This window comes from Mesorhizobium loti, assembly GCF_003148495.1.
GTDB lineage: Bacteria > Pseudomonadota > Alphaproteobacteria > Rhizobiales > Rhizobiaceae > Mesorhizobium > Mesorhizobium loti.
The window spans coordinates 16,366-34,312 of record NZ_QGGH01000006.1; the positions used below are offsets into that span (position 1 = coordinate 16,366).

Below are 17,947 nucleotides of genomic sequence, written 5' to 3' on the forward strand. Positions count from 1 at the left end.
TCATTTGTCCAGGAGAAGGCGGCGGCGCCAGGCGCCGCCGCATGATGGTCAAAGGCCGGACTGTCAGTTCGACACCGCGCTGGTGTCGGCCAGCGTGGTGACGTCGGGCGCTTCCTTGATCAGTCCCATCTGCAGCAGCAGCTCGCCGGCGGTCTTGGAAAAATCCTGGAATTCCTTGGTGAAGAACTGCTTGTTCTCCGCCTTGTCGGCCCATTTCAGGTACTTCGCCGAATCCTCGAACTCCTTGGCAGACTGCTTCACGTCGGCGCCCATGATCTCATAGGATTTCTGCGGATCGCTCTTGATCAGGTCGAGCGCGTCGAAATAGCTGTCGGCCAGCGCCTTGGCGGCATCCGGATTGGCCTTGAGGAATTCGGGCGTGCAGCCGACCGTGTCGAGCACCATCGGATAGTCGAGCGTCGTCGCCAGGATATGGCCCTGGTCGGACTTGTCGCGCACCGCCGAGATGAACGGCTCATAGGTGACGGCGGCATCATTCTGCCCGGCGAGGAAGGCCTGCGCCGCCGCGTCCGGCTCCAGATTGACGACGGTGACGTCCTTGGTCGACATGCCGGCCTTGTTCAGCACCCAGGCGAGCATGAAATAGGGCGACGTGCCCGGTGCCGAGGACGCGACATTCTTGCCCTTGAGATCGGCGACGGTCTTGATGTCGTTGCGGGCGACGATGCCGTCGGCGCCATAGGATTTGTCAAGCTGGAAGATCTGCTTGGTGGTGACGCCACTGGCGTTCCACACCAGCCAGGTCTCGACCGTGGTGGCCGCGCATTGCAGGTCGCCGCTGGCGATGGCGAGCGGCCGGCTCGCCTGCGGCACCTTCTTCAAGGTCACGTCGAGGCCGTGCTTCTCGAAGATGCCCGCCTGCTTGGCAAGCGTCAGCGGCGCGAAGCCGGTCCAGCCGCTGATGCCGATGGTGACTGAAGTGGCGGCCATCGCCGGTGCGGACAAGCCGGCGGCAAGTGTCAATGTTGCAGCAAGAACGGCGATCCTGGTCATGTCAGTTCCCCTTTTGTTTTCGCTGAGGAAATTGTCTCACAGACGCCAGTCAGCTTGTCAATGAACAGCTTGGTGAGGCACCCGGCCGGCACGGCCGGTGAAGGCAGCTCGATCGGCGGCCCGTCCCGAAAACGGGTGCGTGCTGTCAGAAACCCAACATGGCCTTCAGTAGTCGTTGCAATAGCACTCCGCCGAAGAGATGCGGTCGTTCCAGTCGCTGCCACCAAAATCGCGGATCCTGCGCCTGATCTCGATGGAACGGCCGCCCATCCGGGAGTCCTCATAGGCAACGAGCGTGCAGCCGCGGCGCACGATCACCGACGACACACGGTCGTTCCAGAACTGGCCGCCACGAAAGTTTACGGAATCGTCAGGCCCCATACCGATGGACCGCCCGCGAAAATTCGCGTGCTCGAACATCATGCAGGCGGGCTCGTCATTGTATTGGGCGCTGGCGACGTCGGCAAAAAGCACGGACGCGACAGCAGTCAAGATGGCTAGACGTTTCATCTGATGTTTCCTCGGTTTTGACCGCGGCCCCCTCCGGTTGGATAGCGCGGTCCGGCCCTTTTGCCAATGCTTCGGCCGCCTAATGCATGTCGCCCAAAAGTGGCCCCGGTTTTGGGAGAACGACATGCATAAAAACAAAGAGCTAAAGCGCGTCGCCTGAATCCGTTCAAACGTGACGCGCTTTAGCGGCTGTCGAACATCCAGCTGCGGTTGCGCCACATTTTCTCGCCGACCAGGCAGTCGGTGGCGGGCCTGTCCTGCGCCAATACAACTGGCGGATGCGCGGCTTCTTCCGCCGCCCATTGCGGCGAGGCCGGACCGGCGAGTTCCAGCACCAGCTTGCGGCGGATGGCTTCGGGAAACTGCGTCCAATCGTTGACCGGGATCATGAAGGCTCCCGGACCACCAATGACGCAGTCGCTGTAGTAGCGATCGAGATTATTGACGTCGTAGGCGCCGGAAAAACCGCCTCGGGTCATCAGCGGCAGACCGTTGATGACGATGCCTTGCTTGATCAGCCCATCGCGGGTGAGGTTGACCGGCGCGCCCTGGTTGTTGGGACCGTCGCCCGAAATGTCGATGACCCGCTTCGTTCCCTGGTAGCCGCTTTCGGCGAACAGGTCGTTGCCGAACTCGAGCGCGCCGGAGATCGAGGTGCGTCGCGCGCTGTTGGGCGGCTGCGCGGACAATTGCGCAACCACGCGCTCCGCATCGGTGCGGCTGGCGATCACCGTCCACGGCACAATGACACGCTGCCAGGTGGTGCCGGCCCATTCGACATAGGTGACGGCGATCTTGCCATGGGCGCCATCGGCAATGGCCTGCAGCACATTGTCGTGCGTCAAGGCGGCTGCGTAGCCGTGACGCTGGATCTCGAGCTCCTCCGGCGACATCGACAGCGAAACGTCGACGGCCAGCACCAACTCGACATCGACAGGCTCATCCGCGAGGGACACTGGCGCCAGCCAGAGCGTCAGCGCGAACGCGGCGCAGCCTGAAAGGAAATGTCTTGCGCACACAAAAGCAGACATGCCGCAAGGGTAGGCGAAAACAGCGTGTTTAAAAAGAGAAAAGCCCGGCCGATGCCAGGCTTTTGCTTCGTGCCTTTTGCGCTTGCGAGCACTCAGCTGCGCGGCTTCAAATTCTCCGGATCATAGAGCGGCTTGTAGCCGACAGCGGCCACTTCGACGGGATAGGTTTCGCCAAAATACTCGATGGTGAGCTTGCGGCCTTCCTGCGCGTACGCCCACGGCAGATAGGCAAGGCCGATGTTCTTGCCGATGGTCGGGCCGTACGCCATCGATGTGGTGAAGGACCGGCGGCCGAGTTCGTCGACCAGCGTATCGCCGGTCTTCGGGTCCATCACCGGCATGGTACCGACGGGATAACGGGCAACGCCTTTTGAATCGACGTTTTCGGTCATCACCAGCGTACACAGCATGGCCGGCTGGTGCTCGCGGGCACGGAACTCGACATGCCTGGCCTTGCCGCAAAAGTCGTTCTCTTTGACCTTCGGACGGGCGAGATCCGCTTCGAGCAGATTGTACTCGGTCAAAAGGTCGGCGTTCTGCAGCCGCAGGCTCTTTTCCATGCGGCGCGTGTTGGCATAGGTCTCGACGCCGAAGGGCATGACGCCGGTCGAGCGCAAGGCATCCCAGACGGCTAGGCCGTCCTCGTAGCGCATGTGCAGCTCCCAGCCCTGCTCGCCGACATAGGAGATGCGGAAAGCGGTGACGTCCTTGCCGCCGATCCTGACCGGCTTGATCGCCGCGAACGGGAAGTTCTCGAGCGAAAGACCGTCCGGATTCTCGACCACCTTCTGCAAGGTCGCTCGGGCGTTCGGCCCCCAGATGCCGACGGTGACATACTTCTCGGTCACGTCGGTGATGGTGACATCAAAACCTTTGTCCTGCGCCGTGCGGCGCATGTACTGGAAGTCGCGTGGGCCGGCGTCCGCCCCGTCGATCAAACGACAGCGGTCGGCCATGCGGATGACGGTAAAGTCGGCGCGCACCATGCCTTCCTCGTCGAGGAAGTGGGTGTAGATGCCCTTGCCGATGTTGTTGTCGCCGCCGATCTTGGCCGCGCACAGCCATTCCAGCAGCGCGACATGGTCGGGACCTTCGATGTCGTACATGGCGAAATGCGACAGGTTGACGATGCCGCAATCCTCGCTCATGGCGAGATGTTCGGCATTGGAGACGCGCCAGAAATGGCGGTTGTCCCACTCGTTCTCACGCGCGGGCACCCGGTTGCCGTATTTCTCCAAGAGGTGCTCGTTGGCGGCGTAGCCATGGGCACGCTCCCAGCCGCCCAGCTCCATGAAATAGCCGCCGAGTTCCTTCTCGCGCTCCCAGAACGGCGAGCGCCGGATGTTGCGGGCTTTGGAGAAGGGTTCGCGCGGATGCACCGCCGGATTGTAGACCTTCATCGCCGTCTCGGTGCAGCGGTCCCAGATGAACTGCTCCTTCGTCTGGTGCGGATAGAAGCGCGCATAGTCGATGGCGTGATGATCGATCGCGGTGCGGCCGTCGGTCATCCAGTCGGCGATGAGCTTGCCCATGCCCGGGCCATCCTTGACCCAGATGGCGACGGCATACCACAGGCCTCGCACCTTCTGGCTTTCGCCCATCGACGGGCCGCCGTCGGCCGTCACCTGCAGCAAGCCGTTGAAGGAATGGCTTTCATTATAGCCGAGTTCGCCGAGGATCGGCGTCAGTTCCATGGCACGTTCGAGCGGCGCCAGGATCTGCTCCATGTCGAGATCGCGCTGCGAAGGCGAAAGCCGCGCCTGGTCCTTCTCCAAGAGGTCGCGCGGATGGCAAAGGCGCGGATTGGTCTCTTCATAATAACCCCATTCGATCTGCCCGCCCTCGGCGGTCTTGGGGTCGCCTGTGTCGCGCATATAGGCCGAGTTGCCCTGGTCGCGCAGCAGCGGCCAGCCGATCTCCTTGCCGGTGCCGGCGAACTCATTGTAGGGGCCAAAGAAGGTCAGCGGATGGTCGATCGGCATGACCGGCAGGTCTTCGCCGACCATCTCCGCGATCAGCCGGCCCCAAATGCCGGCGCAGACGACGACATAGTCTGCCTCGATGGTGCCGCGATCGGTCACCACGCCGGTGATACGGCCGTCCTTGACGACGAGCGACCTGGCCGATGTGTTGGCGAAGGATTTGAGCTTGCCCGAGGCTTCCGCCTGGTCGACCAGCTTGCCGGCGACGGTCTGCGAGCGCGGAATGACGAGACCAGCATCGGGATCCCACAGGCCGCCCTGCACCATCGTTTCTTCGATCAGCGGAAATTTTTCCTTGATCTCTGCCGGTTCGATCAGCCGGGCGCGCGTGCCAAACGCCTTGGCCGAGGCGATCTTGCGCTTGATCTCCTCCATGCGGCTGTCATCGCCGACGCGCGCGACCTCGAGACCGCCGATGCGCGCGTAGTGGCCCAGCTTCTCGTAGAAATCGATGGAGTACAGCGTCGTCCAGCACGACAGGAAATCGTGGCTGGTCGTGTAGCAGAAGTCGGAGGCGTGCGCCGTCGAGCCGATATCGGTCGGGATGCCGGATTTGTCGATGCCGACGATATCATCCCAGCCGCGTTCGATCAGGTGATGGGCGATCGATGCGCCGACGATACCGCCCAGGCCGACGATGACGACCTTCGCCTTTTTCGGAAACTCTGCCATTGCCCGCGACTCCAAAGTGATAAAGCGGGCGGACTATAGGGCGGAGCGGTGGCGCTGATGAAGCCTGTTTGCGACATTGGCAAAAAGCCGAGCGACCAGACGGCCGAATGGTTCACACCGGGCGCCTTGTGCGGCTCTCTTTTCGCTGGATCAGCTCAGGCGAAGGCCCAGACGTCCTCGGCCTGGAAGCCGACCTGGTAGCCCGCCGTCTTCAGCTTGACCACGACCTGGCCGATCTCCGGGGCGGGCAGCGCGCCGACCTCGACCTTGATCATGCCGGGGCGGTAGCGCTTGAGGTCGAGCTGTTCGAAGACGATCCAGTCGGCGCCCTCGCAATCGACGAGGAAGGCGTCGATATGGGTGATGCCGTTGCGATCGAGCAGCGTCTGCAGGGTCTCGGATGGCACCTCGATGTCCCTGAGATGTGGTGCGAACTTGTTGAAATTGGTGTCGGCCTCGCCCCAGGCATTCTTGCCCGACATCAGATTGGTGTCGGTGACCGACGAGCAGCCGATGAACTCGATCGGCAGCGTGCCGGCCTCGAGCGCGGCGGCATCGAAGGTATGGACGGTGATCGTGCCCTTGGCCTTTGTCACCGCCACCGGCTCGATGACGAAGCGGTCCGTGTCGGGATAATTGGCGCGCAGTCTCTTTTGGTTATACGGGATCGGCTCGACCAGCATGGCGCGTGCGCCAGCTATGCGGTGCAGCCACGGCGTCACATCGTCGAACAGCGCGCCGTCGCAGGCGCCGACATTGACCATCTGGAACGGTCGCCCTGCCCCACCAAAGCGCGCCTTCAGCGCCGCCTTGGCCAGGAACTTCGTGCCGCGCAGCGACGGGCCGCGATCGAGAACTCCCTTCGGAAGACCAAGCGACAGGGCAATGCGCGCCAGGCTGGATAGCGACCTCATGACTTGTCTCCGGGAATGATTTGCATGGCGGCGCGATTCTGGCCGCGAGCCACGGCTGCCCACAGCGCCATGAACGGCGTCGCCAGCAACAGGAATGGCGGGATCAGATGGGGGAAATAGATGCGGGTGTCGTGGATCGGGAAGACGGTGAACTTCGCCAGCGCACCGAGCACCAGTGCCGCAAACAGGATGCCGGCACGGCGATCGAGGCGGAAGCCGGCGCGGGCGGCGGCAAACCAGCCGGCCAGTGCCAGCACCGACACACCGACCCAGCTGTTCAGGCTGACGGCGCGCAGCAGCGAGGTGGCGAAGGCCCTGAGATAGGCGACCACCGAGAATGGCGGCTCGAACCCGTCCATATTGTAGTGCTGTTCGATGCTGGAGAACCACAGATGTGGCCACCAGCCGGGATGATGGGCCCAGTGCGAAATGGCGAAATAGGCAACGAAGGAAGCGGCAAAACCGGCCAACGCACCCCATGCCCTCTGCCGGTACGCGACCAGCAGCACAGCAAACACAGCAAGGAAAACAATATTGTCCGGCCGCACCATGAAGGCGAGAAAGAGCAGGATCGCCGTCGCCACCTCGCGGCCGCGGACATAGGCGTAGAGCCCGCCAAGCAACAGCGCTGAAGTGAGCAGATCCGGCGTCGAGGCACGCGCCGCATCGCCGAAATCAGCCATGATCAGCACCGCGCCGACTAAAGGCGCCAAGGCCAGCGCCCCCTCGGAGCGCAGCCACATCAGGGCGATCGCGCCGAACAGCAGCACGGAAAACACCTGTAACAGGCGCATCGCCTCGACCGGCGACATCACCGCGCTCATCGTCGACAGAATCTCGGCATAAAGGAACTTGATCCGGTACATCCCGAGCAGAGAACGGAAGTCGGCGGCATTCTCCGTCATGTGGCTGCGGAAGCCGCCGCCATCATCGGTCAGCGCCTTGTAGTCGCCCGCTGAAACGCCGGCTTTGACGGTGCTATAGGCATAGTCGTGCAGTGCCTGGGCATCGGGATAGGTGCCCTCCTCTGCTATGGCGAGATAGGGCAGCATGTCCCAGTTGGCATCTGGCATCACCCAGGCGGTGAACGCAGTAAAAAGAATGTAGAGCGAGAAGGCCGCCGCGCCGGCCGGTGCTGCCAGCCGCGCATAAGTCCCCTCGCCCCACGCCAGGCCGGCCCCGGTGAGCCGGTCGAGTGGGTTTTGGGGAGCGGGCGACCTGGTTAGCATCGTTGCACTCAGCGAACTCGCCTAACGGACCTGGCTTTTGACGAAGTCCTTTACGATCGACACGATGCCGCGCGACAGCAGGCTGTCGAAGGCATCGACGAAGCGGTCGACATGCTCGCGCTGGCAGATCAGCGGCGGCTCGAGCCGGATGACGTTGCGGTTGTATTCGGTGAAGGCGACGAGCACGTCGTAGTCACGCAGCAGGAGCGCGCCGACGAAGCCAGACAACGAGCCCTTCAGCTTGTCGTCGAGCACGCTGACGATCGGCCGCAGCACCATCGGCAAGGTCTGCGAGAAGTCGTGGAACTCCAGGCCGATCATGAAACCCTTGCCGCGCACATCCTTGATGATCTTCGGGTATTTTTCCCTAAGCGCCTGCAGCCGCTGCAACAGATAGTCGCCAGTGACGGCGGCATTGTCGATCAACCCCTCATCATAGAGCACGTTGAGCCCCTCGATCGAGGTGACGCAGGCCTCGCCCATGCCGCCGAAGGTCGCCATGGCATGGATCATCGCCGTCTTCGGCGTGCCATAGGCCTTCATGTAGACCTCGCGCCGCGCAATCATCGCGCCGACCGCCGCCTTGCCGGCGCCGAGCGACTTGGCCAGCGCGGTCACATCCGGAATGACGCCGTAATGTTCGAAGGCATAGAAGCGGCCCGAACGGCCATAGCCGCACTGCACTTCGTCGGCGACCCACAGCACGCCGTACTGGTCGCACAGCGCGCGCAACTTCTGCCAATATTCCGCCGGCGCCTGGATGATGCCGCCGCCGCCCTGGATGGTTTCGAGCACGATGACGCCGACCTCCGGATCGGAGCGGAACAGGCGCTCGACGGCTTCGATGTCGGCAAACGGGATGCGGACAGTGTTTTCCGCCATCTTGAAGTCGGCGCGGTAGAGCTGGCCGTCGGTGATGCCCAGCACGCCCTTGGTCTTGCCGTGGAAGGAATTCTCGGCATAGACGATCTTCGGCCGCTTCGGGCCGGCGGCGCGCTCGGCGAGCTTCACCGCCGCTTCCATGGCTTCCGAGCCGGACGAGCCCAAAAACACCATGTCGAGATCGCCGGGCGAGCATTTGGCGATGTTGTGCGCCAGAGCTGCCGCATATTGCGACATGAAGGCGATGGCGATTTCCTGGCGCTTCTCTTCCTGGAATTTCTTGCGTGCTTCCAGGATGCGCGGATGGTTGTGGCCGAAGGCCAGCGAACCGAAGCCACCGAAGAAATCGAGGATCCTGCGGCCGTTCTGGTCGATGTAGAACATGCCTTCGGCGCGCTCGATCTTGATCTTGTGGAAGCCAAGCAGCTTCATGAAATGCAGCTGGCCGGGGTTGAGATGCGCCTTGAACAGGTCGGTCATGCGGGCGACATCCATCGCCTTGGCCTGCTCGACGCTGATCAGGTCGGGCTTGGCGATGGTGGCGGGCGACAGCGACGGCGCGCTGACCATGGTGCGCACATTGGTCTGTTCGGGCTTGGCCATGACGGTCATTTCAATCTCCTGTCTGCACGCACGACCAGGATCGTGCGCAACGAACGCTGTTTTGCGAGCCGCTATTCGGCGGGCACATGTGTGGTGGCGACTGCGTGACCGGCCTTCTTGGCGCGGTACTCGCTATAGGCGGCGATCAGCATGTCCTCGTCGCGATATTGCGGCACCCAGCCGAGCTGACGCCCGGCCTTGGACACGTCGAGCACGCACTCCTCGTCGGCAATCAGATATTGCTCCGGATCCATGATCGGCATGTTCATGAGGTCGAGCAGGTCGAGCGTGCGCTTGACCGCCCAGCCCGGTGTCGGGATCAGGATCGATTTCGAGCCGGCGTGCCTGATCAGGTCGCCGAGCAGCTTCTTCACCGGCGGCGGGTTGAGCGAACCCAAATTATAGGCCTCATTGGGCACACCGGCTTTCCAAGCCGCGCGGGCAGCTTCCGCACAATCGAAAACAGAAATGAACTGATAGGGGTTCCTGCCCGAACCGATCATCGGCACCGGCAAACTCCAGTCGATCAGCTTGAACAGCTTTTCCAGGATGCCGAGCCGGCCGGGGCCGATGATCAAACGCGGGCGAAACAGCGAGATCGACATGCCGCGTTTGCGCCATTCCGCCGCCAGCTCCTCGGTCTTCTGCTTCGACCAGCCATATTCGCCAAGCGGCGCGACCGGATGTTCTTCGGTCATCGGCTGGGTGACCGTGTGGCCGTAGATCATATCGGTCGTGTAGTGGACGAGCTTGGCTGCGCCGGCTCTGTCCATGGCCTGCATGATGTGCTCGGTGCCATGGAAATTCACCGGAAAGAAGAAATCGTGCCGCTTGGCGCGCACCTGGATCGGCGACAGCATCTTGGCCGACAGATTGTAGATCATGTCGTCGGCCTTGAGCCCAACCGAAGCGACCGACGCCGGATCGGTGACGTCGCATTGGATAAAGCGGACGCTACGGTAATGCGGCAGGTCGCTCTTGACGATGTCAGCGACGACAACCTCTTCACCATCGGCCACAAGCTTCGGGGCAAGGTGGCGGCCGACGAAACCGTCGCCGCCGAAAATCACATGTCTCATCGAACGATCTCGTTTGCTTGGATCTTGTCGGGCGTGATGGAAGCCGCCTGGTCCTCACGCTCTCGCCCGCTCTGCGCGATCAGCACCGTGCCGACGCAGATGAAGGCGATGCCGGCGATGCGCCAGCCATTGAGATCCTCGCGGAAGACGAAATAGGCGAAGATGGCGACGGCGACATAGGCGAGGCTGAGGAACGGATAGGCGAAGGAAAGCTCGACCTTGGACAGCACATAGAGATGCGAGGCCATCGAGATGACAAAGGTGCAGAGGCCCAGGAACACCCAAGGGCTGAAGACGATCTGCAACAGCTTGACGAGCGGATTGACGCCCTCGAACGAGATCGGCCCGAGCGACATCATGCCTTGCTTCAGCATCAGCTGTGCAGCAGCATTGGTCATGACCGTAAAGAGAATGAAGACGATGTATTTCATGTGTTCTAAGCCACCCCTTCACGCTTCCTATTACAAACCCGCAAACATTTCGTGAAGCCACAAGAATGTTTTGAGTGAACCGTCGATTTAACGATCCGGTAACCAATAATTACTCGAGTTTTATCTATTCCGCCGCCTCGACCGCACCTCGCCGCGTGTCCAGATTCCTTGCCGTCCGCACCCAGAAATCAGACATGAAGGCGGGATCGCGCAGGGCCTCCAACCGTGGCCATTCGGGAAAGGACGAAGCGAAGATGTCGGCGCCCATGCGGGCGTCCTTGTAGGGGTTGACCGCGCCACCAGCCTCGACCGTGATCCGATCGAGATCTCGCAACAAGGCGAGCGTCGCTGCACCCCTGTTGGGGAAATCCAGCGTCAGCGTGTAGCCGGGGCGCGGGAACGAGAGCAGCGCCGGCGAGCGGATGGAGCCGAAGCGTTTCAGCACGGTGAGGAACGAGCCCTGCCCGGCTTGCCTTGCAGCCGCCAGCAGCGCCGGCACGGCCTCGCGCGCCGCCGCTTCCGGCACCACGCTCTGGTGCTGGAAAAGCCCTTTCGGCCCGTAAAGCCGGTTCCAGTCGCGCACGCCGTCAAGCGGAAAGAAGAAGCCCTGATATCCGGTCTGGCGCGCCACTGTTGCCCTGCCCTTCTTCCACCTGTAGGCGGCGTTGAAGGCAGTCAGGAACGGCCGGTTGAGCACATTGAACGGCGGCTGGACCGGCACCGAGAGATTGCCGCCGGCGCGCGAGGCGGCATGCGAGCCGTGTTCGGCGTGATTGCCTGACAGCAGCAGCCCGCGACCGCTGTTGCGACCGCCGGCAAGCTGGTCGATCCAGGCAACGGCGTATTCATTGGCCTGATCGGCAGCCTCGGCCAGGTCGAAAAATTCGCCGAGGTCGCGAAACGGCGTCGCCTTCTCGACGATGTCGAGGGAAGGAACCCGCATCAGCCGGATCGAGGCCGACAGGATGAGGCCCGTCAGCCCCATGCCGCCGATCGTCGCTGCAAACAGCCGCGCATTGCCCGATGCCGAGCAGCGAAGGGTCTTGCCGTCGGACCTGAGCAGCGTGAAGCTCTCGACATGGCAGCCGAATGTGCCGCGCCGGTGATGGTTCTTGCCATGCACGTCATTGGCGATGGCGCCGCCGAGCGTGACGAATTGGGTGCCTGGCACAACCGCCGGAAAGAAGCCGTAGGGGGCAGCGTGGGCGATGATGTCGGACAACAGCAAGCCGGCATCCGCTTCGAGAACACCGGTTTCGGCGTTGAAGGCGCGGATCCGGTTCAGCGATCGCATATCGACGACCGCACCCGCCTGGTTCTGGCAGGAATCCCCGTAGGAGCGACCGTTGCCATAGGCAAGCAAAGACTCCGGCTTCGCCTGACCGCCCTTCAGCAGCGCGATCGCCTCATCGGCACCGATGGCGCGTGGCGCCGGCGGTGTGGCAAGACCAAAGCTCGGGAACCGCTCCGTGGCCATGCCTACCAGCCCCCGATGACCAGCATCACCGCGCCGATCAGCACCACGATCTGGCTGCGCCAGTCGCGGATGATGAACACGACCGGATCGTCATGCATCTCGTTGCGACGTGCCAGGATCCAGACGCGCATGGTGAGATAAAGCACGATCGGCGCCAGCGGCCAGATCAGCCACGGATGCGGATAAAGCTGGCGCACCGCGACACTATCCATGTAGAGCGCCAGAACCAGCGCCGAGGAGAAGGCCGAGGCCATGCCGGCCTGGGCGACGATCTCCTGGTCTTCGGTGCGATAGCCGCGCCCGGCAATGCGCTCCCCAGGCGGAATGACGGTGGTGCGCAGTTCGACAAAGCGCTTCACCAGCGCCAGCGACAGGAAGAAGAAGATCGAGAAGGCAAGCAGCCAGAACGAGACATCGACGCCGGTCGCCGCCGCACCGGCCAGGACGCGGATGGTATAGAGACCGGCGAGCGTCAGCACGTCGACCAGCAGCATGCGCTTGAACGACAGCGAATAGGCCGTGGTGACGACCATGTAGCCGCCGAGCACAGCCAGGAATTCGGGCGGCAGAAACAGCCCCGTGCCGATGCCGATCGCCAAAAGCACCGCGATCGCGCCAAGCCCGAACGGGATCGACAGCGCACCGCTGGCGAACGGCCTGTTGCGCTTGGTGAGGTGCTTGCGGTCGAGCGCAAGGTCGAAGAAATCGTTGAGGATGTAGATGGCCGAGGCCACCGCGCTGAACGAGACGAATGCCAGCAGGCATTCCCAGATCATGTCCCAATTGAAGTATTCGTGCGAGAGCACCATCGGCACGGCGATCAGCGAGTTCTTCAGCCACTGATGCACGCGCAGCATCTTGACGATGGTCCGCAAATTCGGCTTCGGCGCCGGCATCGTCTCGGCGCCATGTGCTGCTTGCCAGCGCGCGGCATGACGGTCGGGTGCGACGACAATCGCGTTGCGCGCGGCGTCGAAGACCTGGAGATCATGGCGACTGTTGCCGGCGTAGTCGAAGCCGCCATCGCCATAGGCCGCGATCAGCGAGGCACGCTTCCTGCCCGAGGTGAGATTGGCGAGACCATCGGTGGCCAGCACCCGGTCGAATATGCCGAGATGGCTAGCGATTGCGTCTGCGAACTTGCGCGGCGTGCCGGTCGCCAGCACGATCTTGCGACCCTCGGCATGCTCGGTCCGGAGGCGGCAAAGCAACACCTCGCGATAGGGCAGCGATGCCGGATCGATGTCGATGCGCTGCGCGATCGCCTGCTTCAGCCGCGCCGGCCCGCCGGCGGCCCAGAACGGCACGAGGAAGATATAGAGCGGGTTCTTCTTGAGAAGGATGAATAGCCCTTCCCACAACAGGTCGGTCGCGATCAGTGTGCCATCGAGATCGACCGCAAGCGGTATTGCGTTCCTGTCCGACCGCGCATCCATGTCCGTCCTGCCCTGCCAGCGTATGATCCGGGAAACCGGAATCCCGTTGCGCGCCGCTTTTCGGCGTCTTGATGCTGGTATAGCGGGGGATGGCGTAGCGAACGTTAAAACGCCCGGTTGTAGACGGCTGCTGTGGTGGTATTTCCGGCGTCATTGTTAAACAATCGCTACCGGAAACGATAAAAGGCCGAGCAAATTGCCCGGCCTTTCCTGTCATGCCGTCGGAATTACTTGATGCGGGCGACGCCGCCCGAGATTTCGACCGTTTCCGAACCGGTCAGGGCTTCGAGGTCGCCGTTCGGCAAGGTGACGAAACAGCCATTCTGGCAGAACTCAACCGTTTCGCCTCCGGCCAGCGCGAGGTCGGTCTTGCTGCCGCCCTCCGTCACGACCAGCGTGCGGGTCTCGGCGTCCTTGTTGACCGCGCTCGCGGCATGGACCGAGCCGATGGCGGCGACCAGGGCGACGGCAGCGACGAGAGACTTCCACATGGTGCAATATCGGTGTTCCCACCGCCTCTGTTGCATTTCGCAAGGCATTTTCGCCTTTGCATGGGAGCTTATATGAGATGGAAGCTGAACCGCAACTGAATGCCGCATTCATGCCGCAATCGGCTTTCGGCGGGATTGCGGCCCACAGATCCTGGGCCTAGTCCGGATCGGGCTTCTTGGTCTTGCGGGACTTGGCCAGTCGCCTCTTCTCCGCCTCGGCTTCTGCCTTCACCTGTTCCTGTTCGGCGAAGTCGGCCTCGATCTTGTCGTCGTCGGTCGGCCAGGCCTTGGGCTTGTGGATCTCGACGACGGCGCGCGGCGTCGAGGGAATTTCGATGTGCTCGCCGCTGAATCTTTCGAGCACGGCAAAACGGATGTCGTTTTGCGCGATGTTGCCGTTCATCACGTCGGCCAGGAACACGCGGATCTCGAATTCGAGCGCTGCTGTGCCGAAATTGGAAAACAGCACGAAGGGTTCGGGGTTCTTCAGCACCAGCGGGTGGCTGCGTGCGATCTCCAGCAGGATGGCATGAACCTGCTTGACGTCGCTGCCATAGGCGACGCCGACCTTGATGTCGACGCGACCGAGCTTGTTGCGGTGCGTCCAGTTGCCGACGGCGTTATTGATCAGGTTCGAATTGGGCAGAATCACCGACTGCCGCTGGAAGGTCTCGATCTCGGTGGCGCGCACGCTGATCTTCTTGACCGTTCCGCTGACATCGCCGGCGACGATCCAGTCGCCGACCTTGAACGGCCGCTCGGCCAAAAGGATCAGGCCGGAGACGAAATTGGAAACCACATTCTGCAGGCCAAAACCGATACCGAGGGAAAGAGCGCCGGCGACCAGAGCAAGACTGGACAGGTCGATGCCCGCCGCCGAGATGCCGACGAGGGCCGCAAGCGCGACGCCGGCATAGCCGACCGCCAGCCGGATCGAATTGCGCACCCCGGTATCGACCTTGCCGCGCGCCATCACCGAACCGTCGAGCCAGCCCTGGAACCAGCGCGTCAGGAAATAGCCGATGACGAAGACGACGATGCCCGAAAGGATGCCGGTGACCGAAATCGTCACCGAGCCGATATTGATCCCGGTTGCGAGCTTGTAGGCCCAGGCCTCGATGTCGCCAGGCTGGAAGCCCCACATCAGCAGGATCAACGGCAGGAACACCAGCACGATCATCACATTGATAGCGACGCTGACGACAAGGCCGAGCTGGTCGAGCGCGGTATCCTCGTAGCTAGAATTGGCCGACAGCCAGCGCCCGACGGAGGTGTTGGCGAAAGCGCCCTCCTCGCCGATCGCCCGCGCCGACAGGAAGCCGATATAGGCGGTGATCAAGACGGTGCCCGTGACGACGACCTGCGAAGAGACAAACAGGCCAAGACCGATATAGCCGAGCAGTGCGGCGACTATGGTGAACAGACCAAGCGCAAGTGATGTATATCGCAGCCACGCCGGCCACGGCCGCCAGCTTCCGTCACGCGCTTTGAAAGGCCTCAGCATCGCCATCAGGATCAGGATGACGCCGACGATGATGGTGGCGCCGAAACTGCGGGCGATGGTCAGCGAAAGCGGCGAGCCCATCTTGTCGTTAACGATCGACAGGAAATAGTTGAAGCCGATGACCACCGCCATGGCGGTCGTCAACCGCACCAGCCAGCGCGCCGGCCCCGTTTCGACCGGTATAAGGCGCCAGTTCGGCAGTCGCGGCGACAGTGCTGCATTGGTCAGCCGGTTAACGCAGAACACAACGCCGATGACGGCCGCCAGCGCATTGAGGAACAGACCAATGTCGCCCCGCAAGACATTGTAATAATTGAAAAAGAAGATGGTCGAGCCGAGAAAGGCGCCGACCGCCAGCGTCGGCAGTAATGTCGACCAGAAGGCCACCGACAGGCGGCTGAGATAGGACGGGTCTTCATTGGTGGGGTCGGCTTCGAACACGCGCCCGAACAGGCGCCTGCCGCCGACCAGCAGCACCAGTGCCAGCCCGAGCGCCACGAAGGTTGCCGCCAGGATAGCCTGGAACTTGAACTTGAAGGCGAAGCTCAGCCAGGACGACACCGCCTTGTAGAAATTGCCGAATTCATCCCTGGCGTCGGAGAACACCTGCGGGCTCAGTGCATCGGACAGCACGTAGCGCTTGGTCAAAAGGTTACGGAACAGCTCGCTGCGCATGTTGCCGATCTTGTCGATCAGCCCGCTGATGCGGATAGAGAGCGTTTGCGCCACGGCGATGACCGAGTTGATTTCCGCCTTTTCCGACACCAGAGCCTGGCGTTCGCCGCTGACGATGTCAGGCTCCGGCGGCTGGCCGGCGGCGGGCGCAGCGCCAAGCTGCTCGAGCCGGCTGTTGATCTCGCCAAGGCGTGTGCGGAAGGCCAGCGCGCTGTTCAGCGATTGGTGTGACAGTTCCTCCAACTGCAAGCGGATATCGACGAGGCTGCCGTCGTCCTCGGCGTCCTGCTGGATCTGCTTCTCGAAATTGTCGGTCTTGGTCGTCAGGCTCTGCAGGATCTTCTGCTGGTCGGCGACCAGTCCGGCAGGCGCCTGGCCAAGCCCTTGTGCCACCGCATCGAACGACGGCGGCGCCGATACGACAAGCGTGAGGATCAAAATGAGACGAAGCAATCGGAAAAGCATGACTTGTTGGCGACTCATGGACGGCAAAGGCAATTTGAAAGCCTGTCCTTGATAAAGACGGCCATATCATGGGGCAAGCCGTCGCATCGATCACTCACCCCGGCCTGATCGGCGGCTCATCCGATCATTGTCCCTGTTGATCCCTGAGCAATGCGTCGGCCAGTCGAAAGGCAATGGCGCAATATTGGCTTTGCGGATGCGGCCTGCTCTATAGTCTGCCGCATCGCCCGAACCGGATGACATCAATGGCAGAGTACTCGGCCTTTTCGCTGCTCGCGAACGCGCTCAAGGGAAACAAGGACTGGAAACCGGCCTGGCGCAAGCCGGATCCGAAGGCGTCCTATGATGTCATCATTATCGGCGGCGGCGGCCACGGTCTGGCCACCGCCTACTATCTCGCCAAGGAACATGGCATCACCAATGTCGCGGTTGTGGAAAAGGGCTGGCTCGGCTCCGGCAATGTCGGCCGCAACACCACGGCCGTGCGCTCGAACTATCTGCTGCCGGCCAACACCCGCTTCTACGAACATTCGATGAAACTGTGGGAGAACCTGTCGCACGAGCTCAACTACAACGTCATGTTCTCGCAACGCGGCTGCCTGAACCTGGCGCACACCCCGGCCCAGTTCGACGACTACGCCAGGCGCGGCAACGCCATGCGCCATCTCGGCGTCGACGCCGAACTGATGACGAAGGCTGAGATCAAACGCCTGATCCCGGCGCTCGATATCTCCGATGATGCACGCTTCCCCGTGGTCGGCGGCCTGATGCAACGGCGCGCCGGCACCGCCCGTCACGATGCGGTGGCCTGGGGCTATGCGCGCGGCGCCGATCGCCGCGGCGTCGACATCATCGAGAATTGCGAGGTCACCGGCTTCCTGCGCGACGGCGACCGCATCACCGGCGTGTCCACCTCGCGTGGCGACATCCGCGCCAAGAAGGTGGCGGTTGCGGTCGCCGGCAGCACCGGACGCGTCATGCAGCTGGCCGGCATCGAGACGATGCCGATCGAGAGCCATGTGCTGCAAGCCTTCGTCACCGAATCGCTGAAACCCTTCATCGACACGGTCGTGACCTTCGGCATGGGCCATTTCTACATGTCGCAGTCAGACAAGGGCGGTCTCATCTATGGCGGCGACATCGACGGCTACAATAGCTACGCCCAGCGCGGCAATTTGCCTGTTGTGGACGAGGTGATGAGCGAGATGCTGGCGCTGTTTCCGGGCCTTGCCCGCGTGCGCATGCTGCGCTCCTGGGGCGGTGTTTGCGATATGTCGATGGACGGCTCGCCGATCATCACCACCGGTCCCCTGCCCGGCATGTATCTCAACTGCGGCTGGTGCTATGGCGGCTTCAAGGCGACGCCGGCTTCCGGCTGGTGCTTTGCCTGGACCATCGCCAAGGACCAACCGCACGACCTCAACGCCCCCTTCACGCTCGACCGCTTCCACCGCGGCCTGGTGATCGACGACAAGGGCCAGGGTGCAAACCCCAGGCTGCATTAGACCTTGATCCGGAAAAGTGGATGCCGGTTTTCCGATAAGATCATGGT

General features: G+C 62.4%; 14 protein-coding genes. 1 reads left to right on the forward strand and 13 read right to left on the reverse strand.

The window, feature by feature from the left end:
* Positions 1 to 63: 63 nt before the first annotated feature.
* From C8D77_RS21970 to C8D77_RS22035, 13 genes are all read right to left on the reverse strand, one after another.
* The gene (locus tag C8D77_RS21970; RefSeq protein ID WP_109667828.1) at positions 64 to 1,014 is read right to left on the reverse strand and encodes an ABC transporter substrate-binding protein; all 951 of its coding nucleotides are present in this window, start codon (positions 1,012 to 1,014) and stop codon (positions 64 to 66) included.
* A 165-nt stretch (positions 1,015 to 1,179) separates the two neighbouring features.
* Positions 1,180 to 1,524, reverse strand: a complete 345-nt coding sequence (locus tag C8D77_RS21975) for a peptidase inhibitor family I36 protein (protein WP_056596364.1) — start codon at positions 1,522 to 1,524, stop codon at positions 1,180 to 1,182.
* Positions 1,525 to 1,706: 182 nt separating this feature from the next.
* Positions 1,707 to 2,555 (reverse strand): DUF1194 domain-containing protein, encoded by an 849-nt coding sequence (locus C8D77_RS21985; RefSeq protein ID WP_170136793.1) that lies wholly within the window; start codon positions 2,553 to 2,555, stop codon positions 1,707 to 1,709.
* A gap of 92 nt (positions 2,556 to 2,647) precedes the next feature.
* Complete coding sequence (locus C8D77_RS21990) at positions 2,648 to 5,209, reverse strand: GcvT family protein (protein WP_109667832.1); 2,562 nt, start codon at positions 5,207 to 5,209, stop codon at positions 2,648 to 2,650.
* Between the two features lie 155 nt (positions 5,210 to 5,364).
* Positions 5,365 to 6,123, reverse strand: coding sequence for an FkbM family methyltransferase (locus C8D77_RS21995; RefSeq protein ID WP_109667835.1), 759 nt, complete (start codon positions 6,121 to 6,123; stop codon positions 5,365 to 5,367).
* A complete protein-coding gene (locus C8D77_RS22000; RefSeq protein ID WP_109667837.1) occupies positions 6,120 to 7,352 on the reverse strand; it encodes a glycosyltransferase 87 family protein in 1,233 nt (410 codons plus the stop codon). Before C8D77_RS22000 ends, C8D77_RS21995 begins: the two co-directional genes overlap by 4 nt.
* Positions 7,353 to 7,373: 21 nt before the next feature.
* Entirely contained in the window at positions 7,374 to 8,804 is a 1,431-nt protein-coding gene (locus C8D77_RS22005) for an aspartate aminotransferase family protein (RefSeq protein ID WP_245951860.1), read from the reverse strand.
* 104 nt (positions 8,805 to 8,908) lie between these two features.
* Complete coding sequence (locus tag C8D77_RS22010; protein WP_109667841.1) at positions 8,909 to 9,916, reverse strand: NAD-dependent epimerase/dehydratase family protein; 1,008 nt, start codon at positions 9,914 to 9,916, stop codon at positions 8,909 to 8,911.
* Positions 9,913 to 10,347, reverse strand: coding sequence for an EamA family transporter (locus C8D77_RS22015; RefSeq protein ID WP_109667844.1), 435 nt, complete (start codon positions 10,345 to 10,347; stop codon positions 9,913 to 9,915). The genes C8D77_RS22010 and C8D77_RS22015 overlap by 4 nt, the downstream gene beginning before the upstream one ends.
* 124 nt (positions 10,348 to 10,471) lie before the next feature.
* Positions 10,472 to 11,824: an FAD-binding oxidoreductase gene (locus tag C8D77_RS22020; RefSeq protein WP_109667847.1), complete on the reverse strand. Its 1,353-nt coding sequence runs from the start codon at positions 11,822 to 11,824 to the stop codon at positions 10,472 to 10,474.
* Positions 11,825 to 11,826: 2 nt separating this feature from the next.
* On the reverse strand, positions 11,827 to 13,260 hold the full coding sequence (locus C8D77_RS22025; protein ID WP_109667850.1) for a UbiA family prenyltransferase: 1,434 nt from the start codon (positions 13,258 to 13,260) through the stop codon (positions 11,827 to 11,829).
* A gap of 227 nt (positions 13,261 to 13,487) precedes the next feature.
* The gene (locus tag C8D77_RS22030; protein ID WP_170136794.1) at positions 13,488 to 13,751 is read right to left on the reverse strand and encodes a hypothetical protein; all 264 of its coding nucleotides are present in this window, start codon (positions 13,749 to 13,751) and stop codon (positions 13,488 to 13,490) included.
* A 157-nt stretch (positions 13,752 to 13,908) separates the two neighbouring features.
* Positions 13,909 to 16,395 carry a mechanosensitive ion channel family protein gene (locus C8D77_RS22035; protein ID WP_109667856.1) on the reverse strand — a complete coding sequence of 829 codons (2,487 nt, stop codon included), beginning with the start codon at positions 16,393 to 16,395 and terminating at the stop codon, positions 13,909 to 13,911.
* A gap of 245 nt (positions 16,396 to 16,640) precedes the next feature.
* On the opposite strand from C8D77_RS22035, the gene C8D77_RS22040 reads away from it, so the two are divergent.
* Complete coding sequence (locus C8D77_RS22040; RefSeq protein ID WP_109667858.1) at positions 16,641 to 17,900, forward strand: sarcosine oxidase subunit beta; 1,260 nt, start codon at positions 16,641 to 16,643, stop codon at positions 17,898 to 17,900.
* The last annotated feature ends 47 nt before the right edge of the window (positions 17,901 to 17,947 follow it).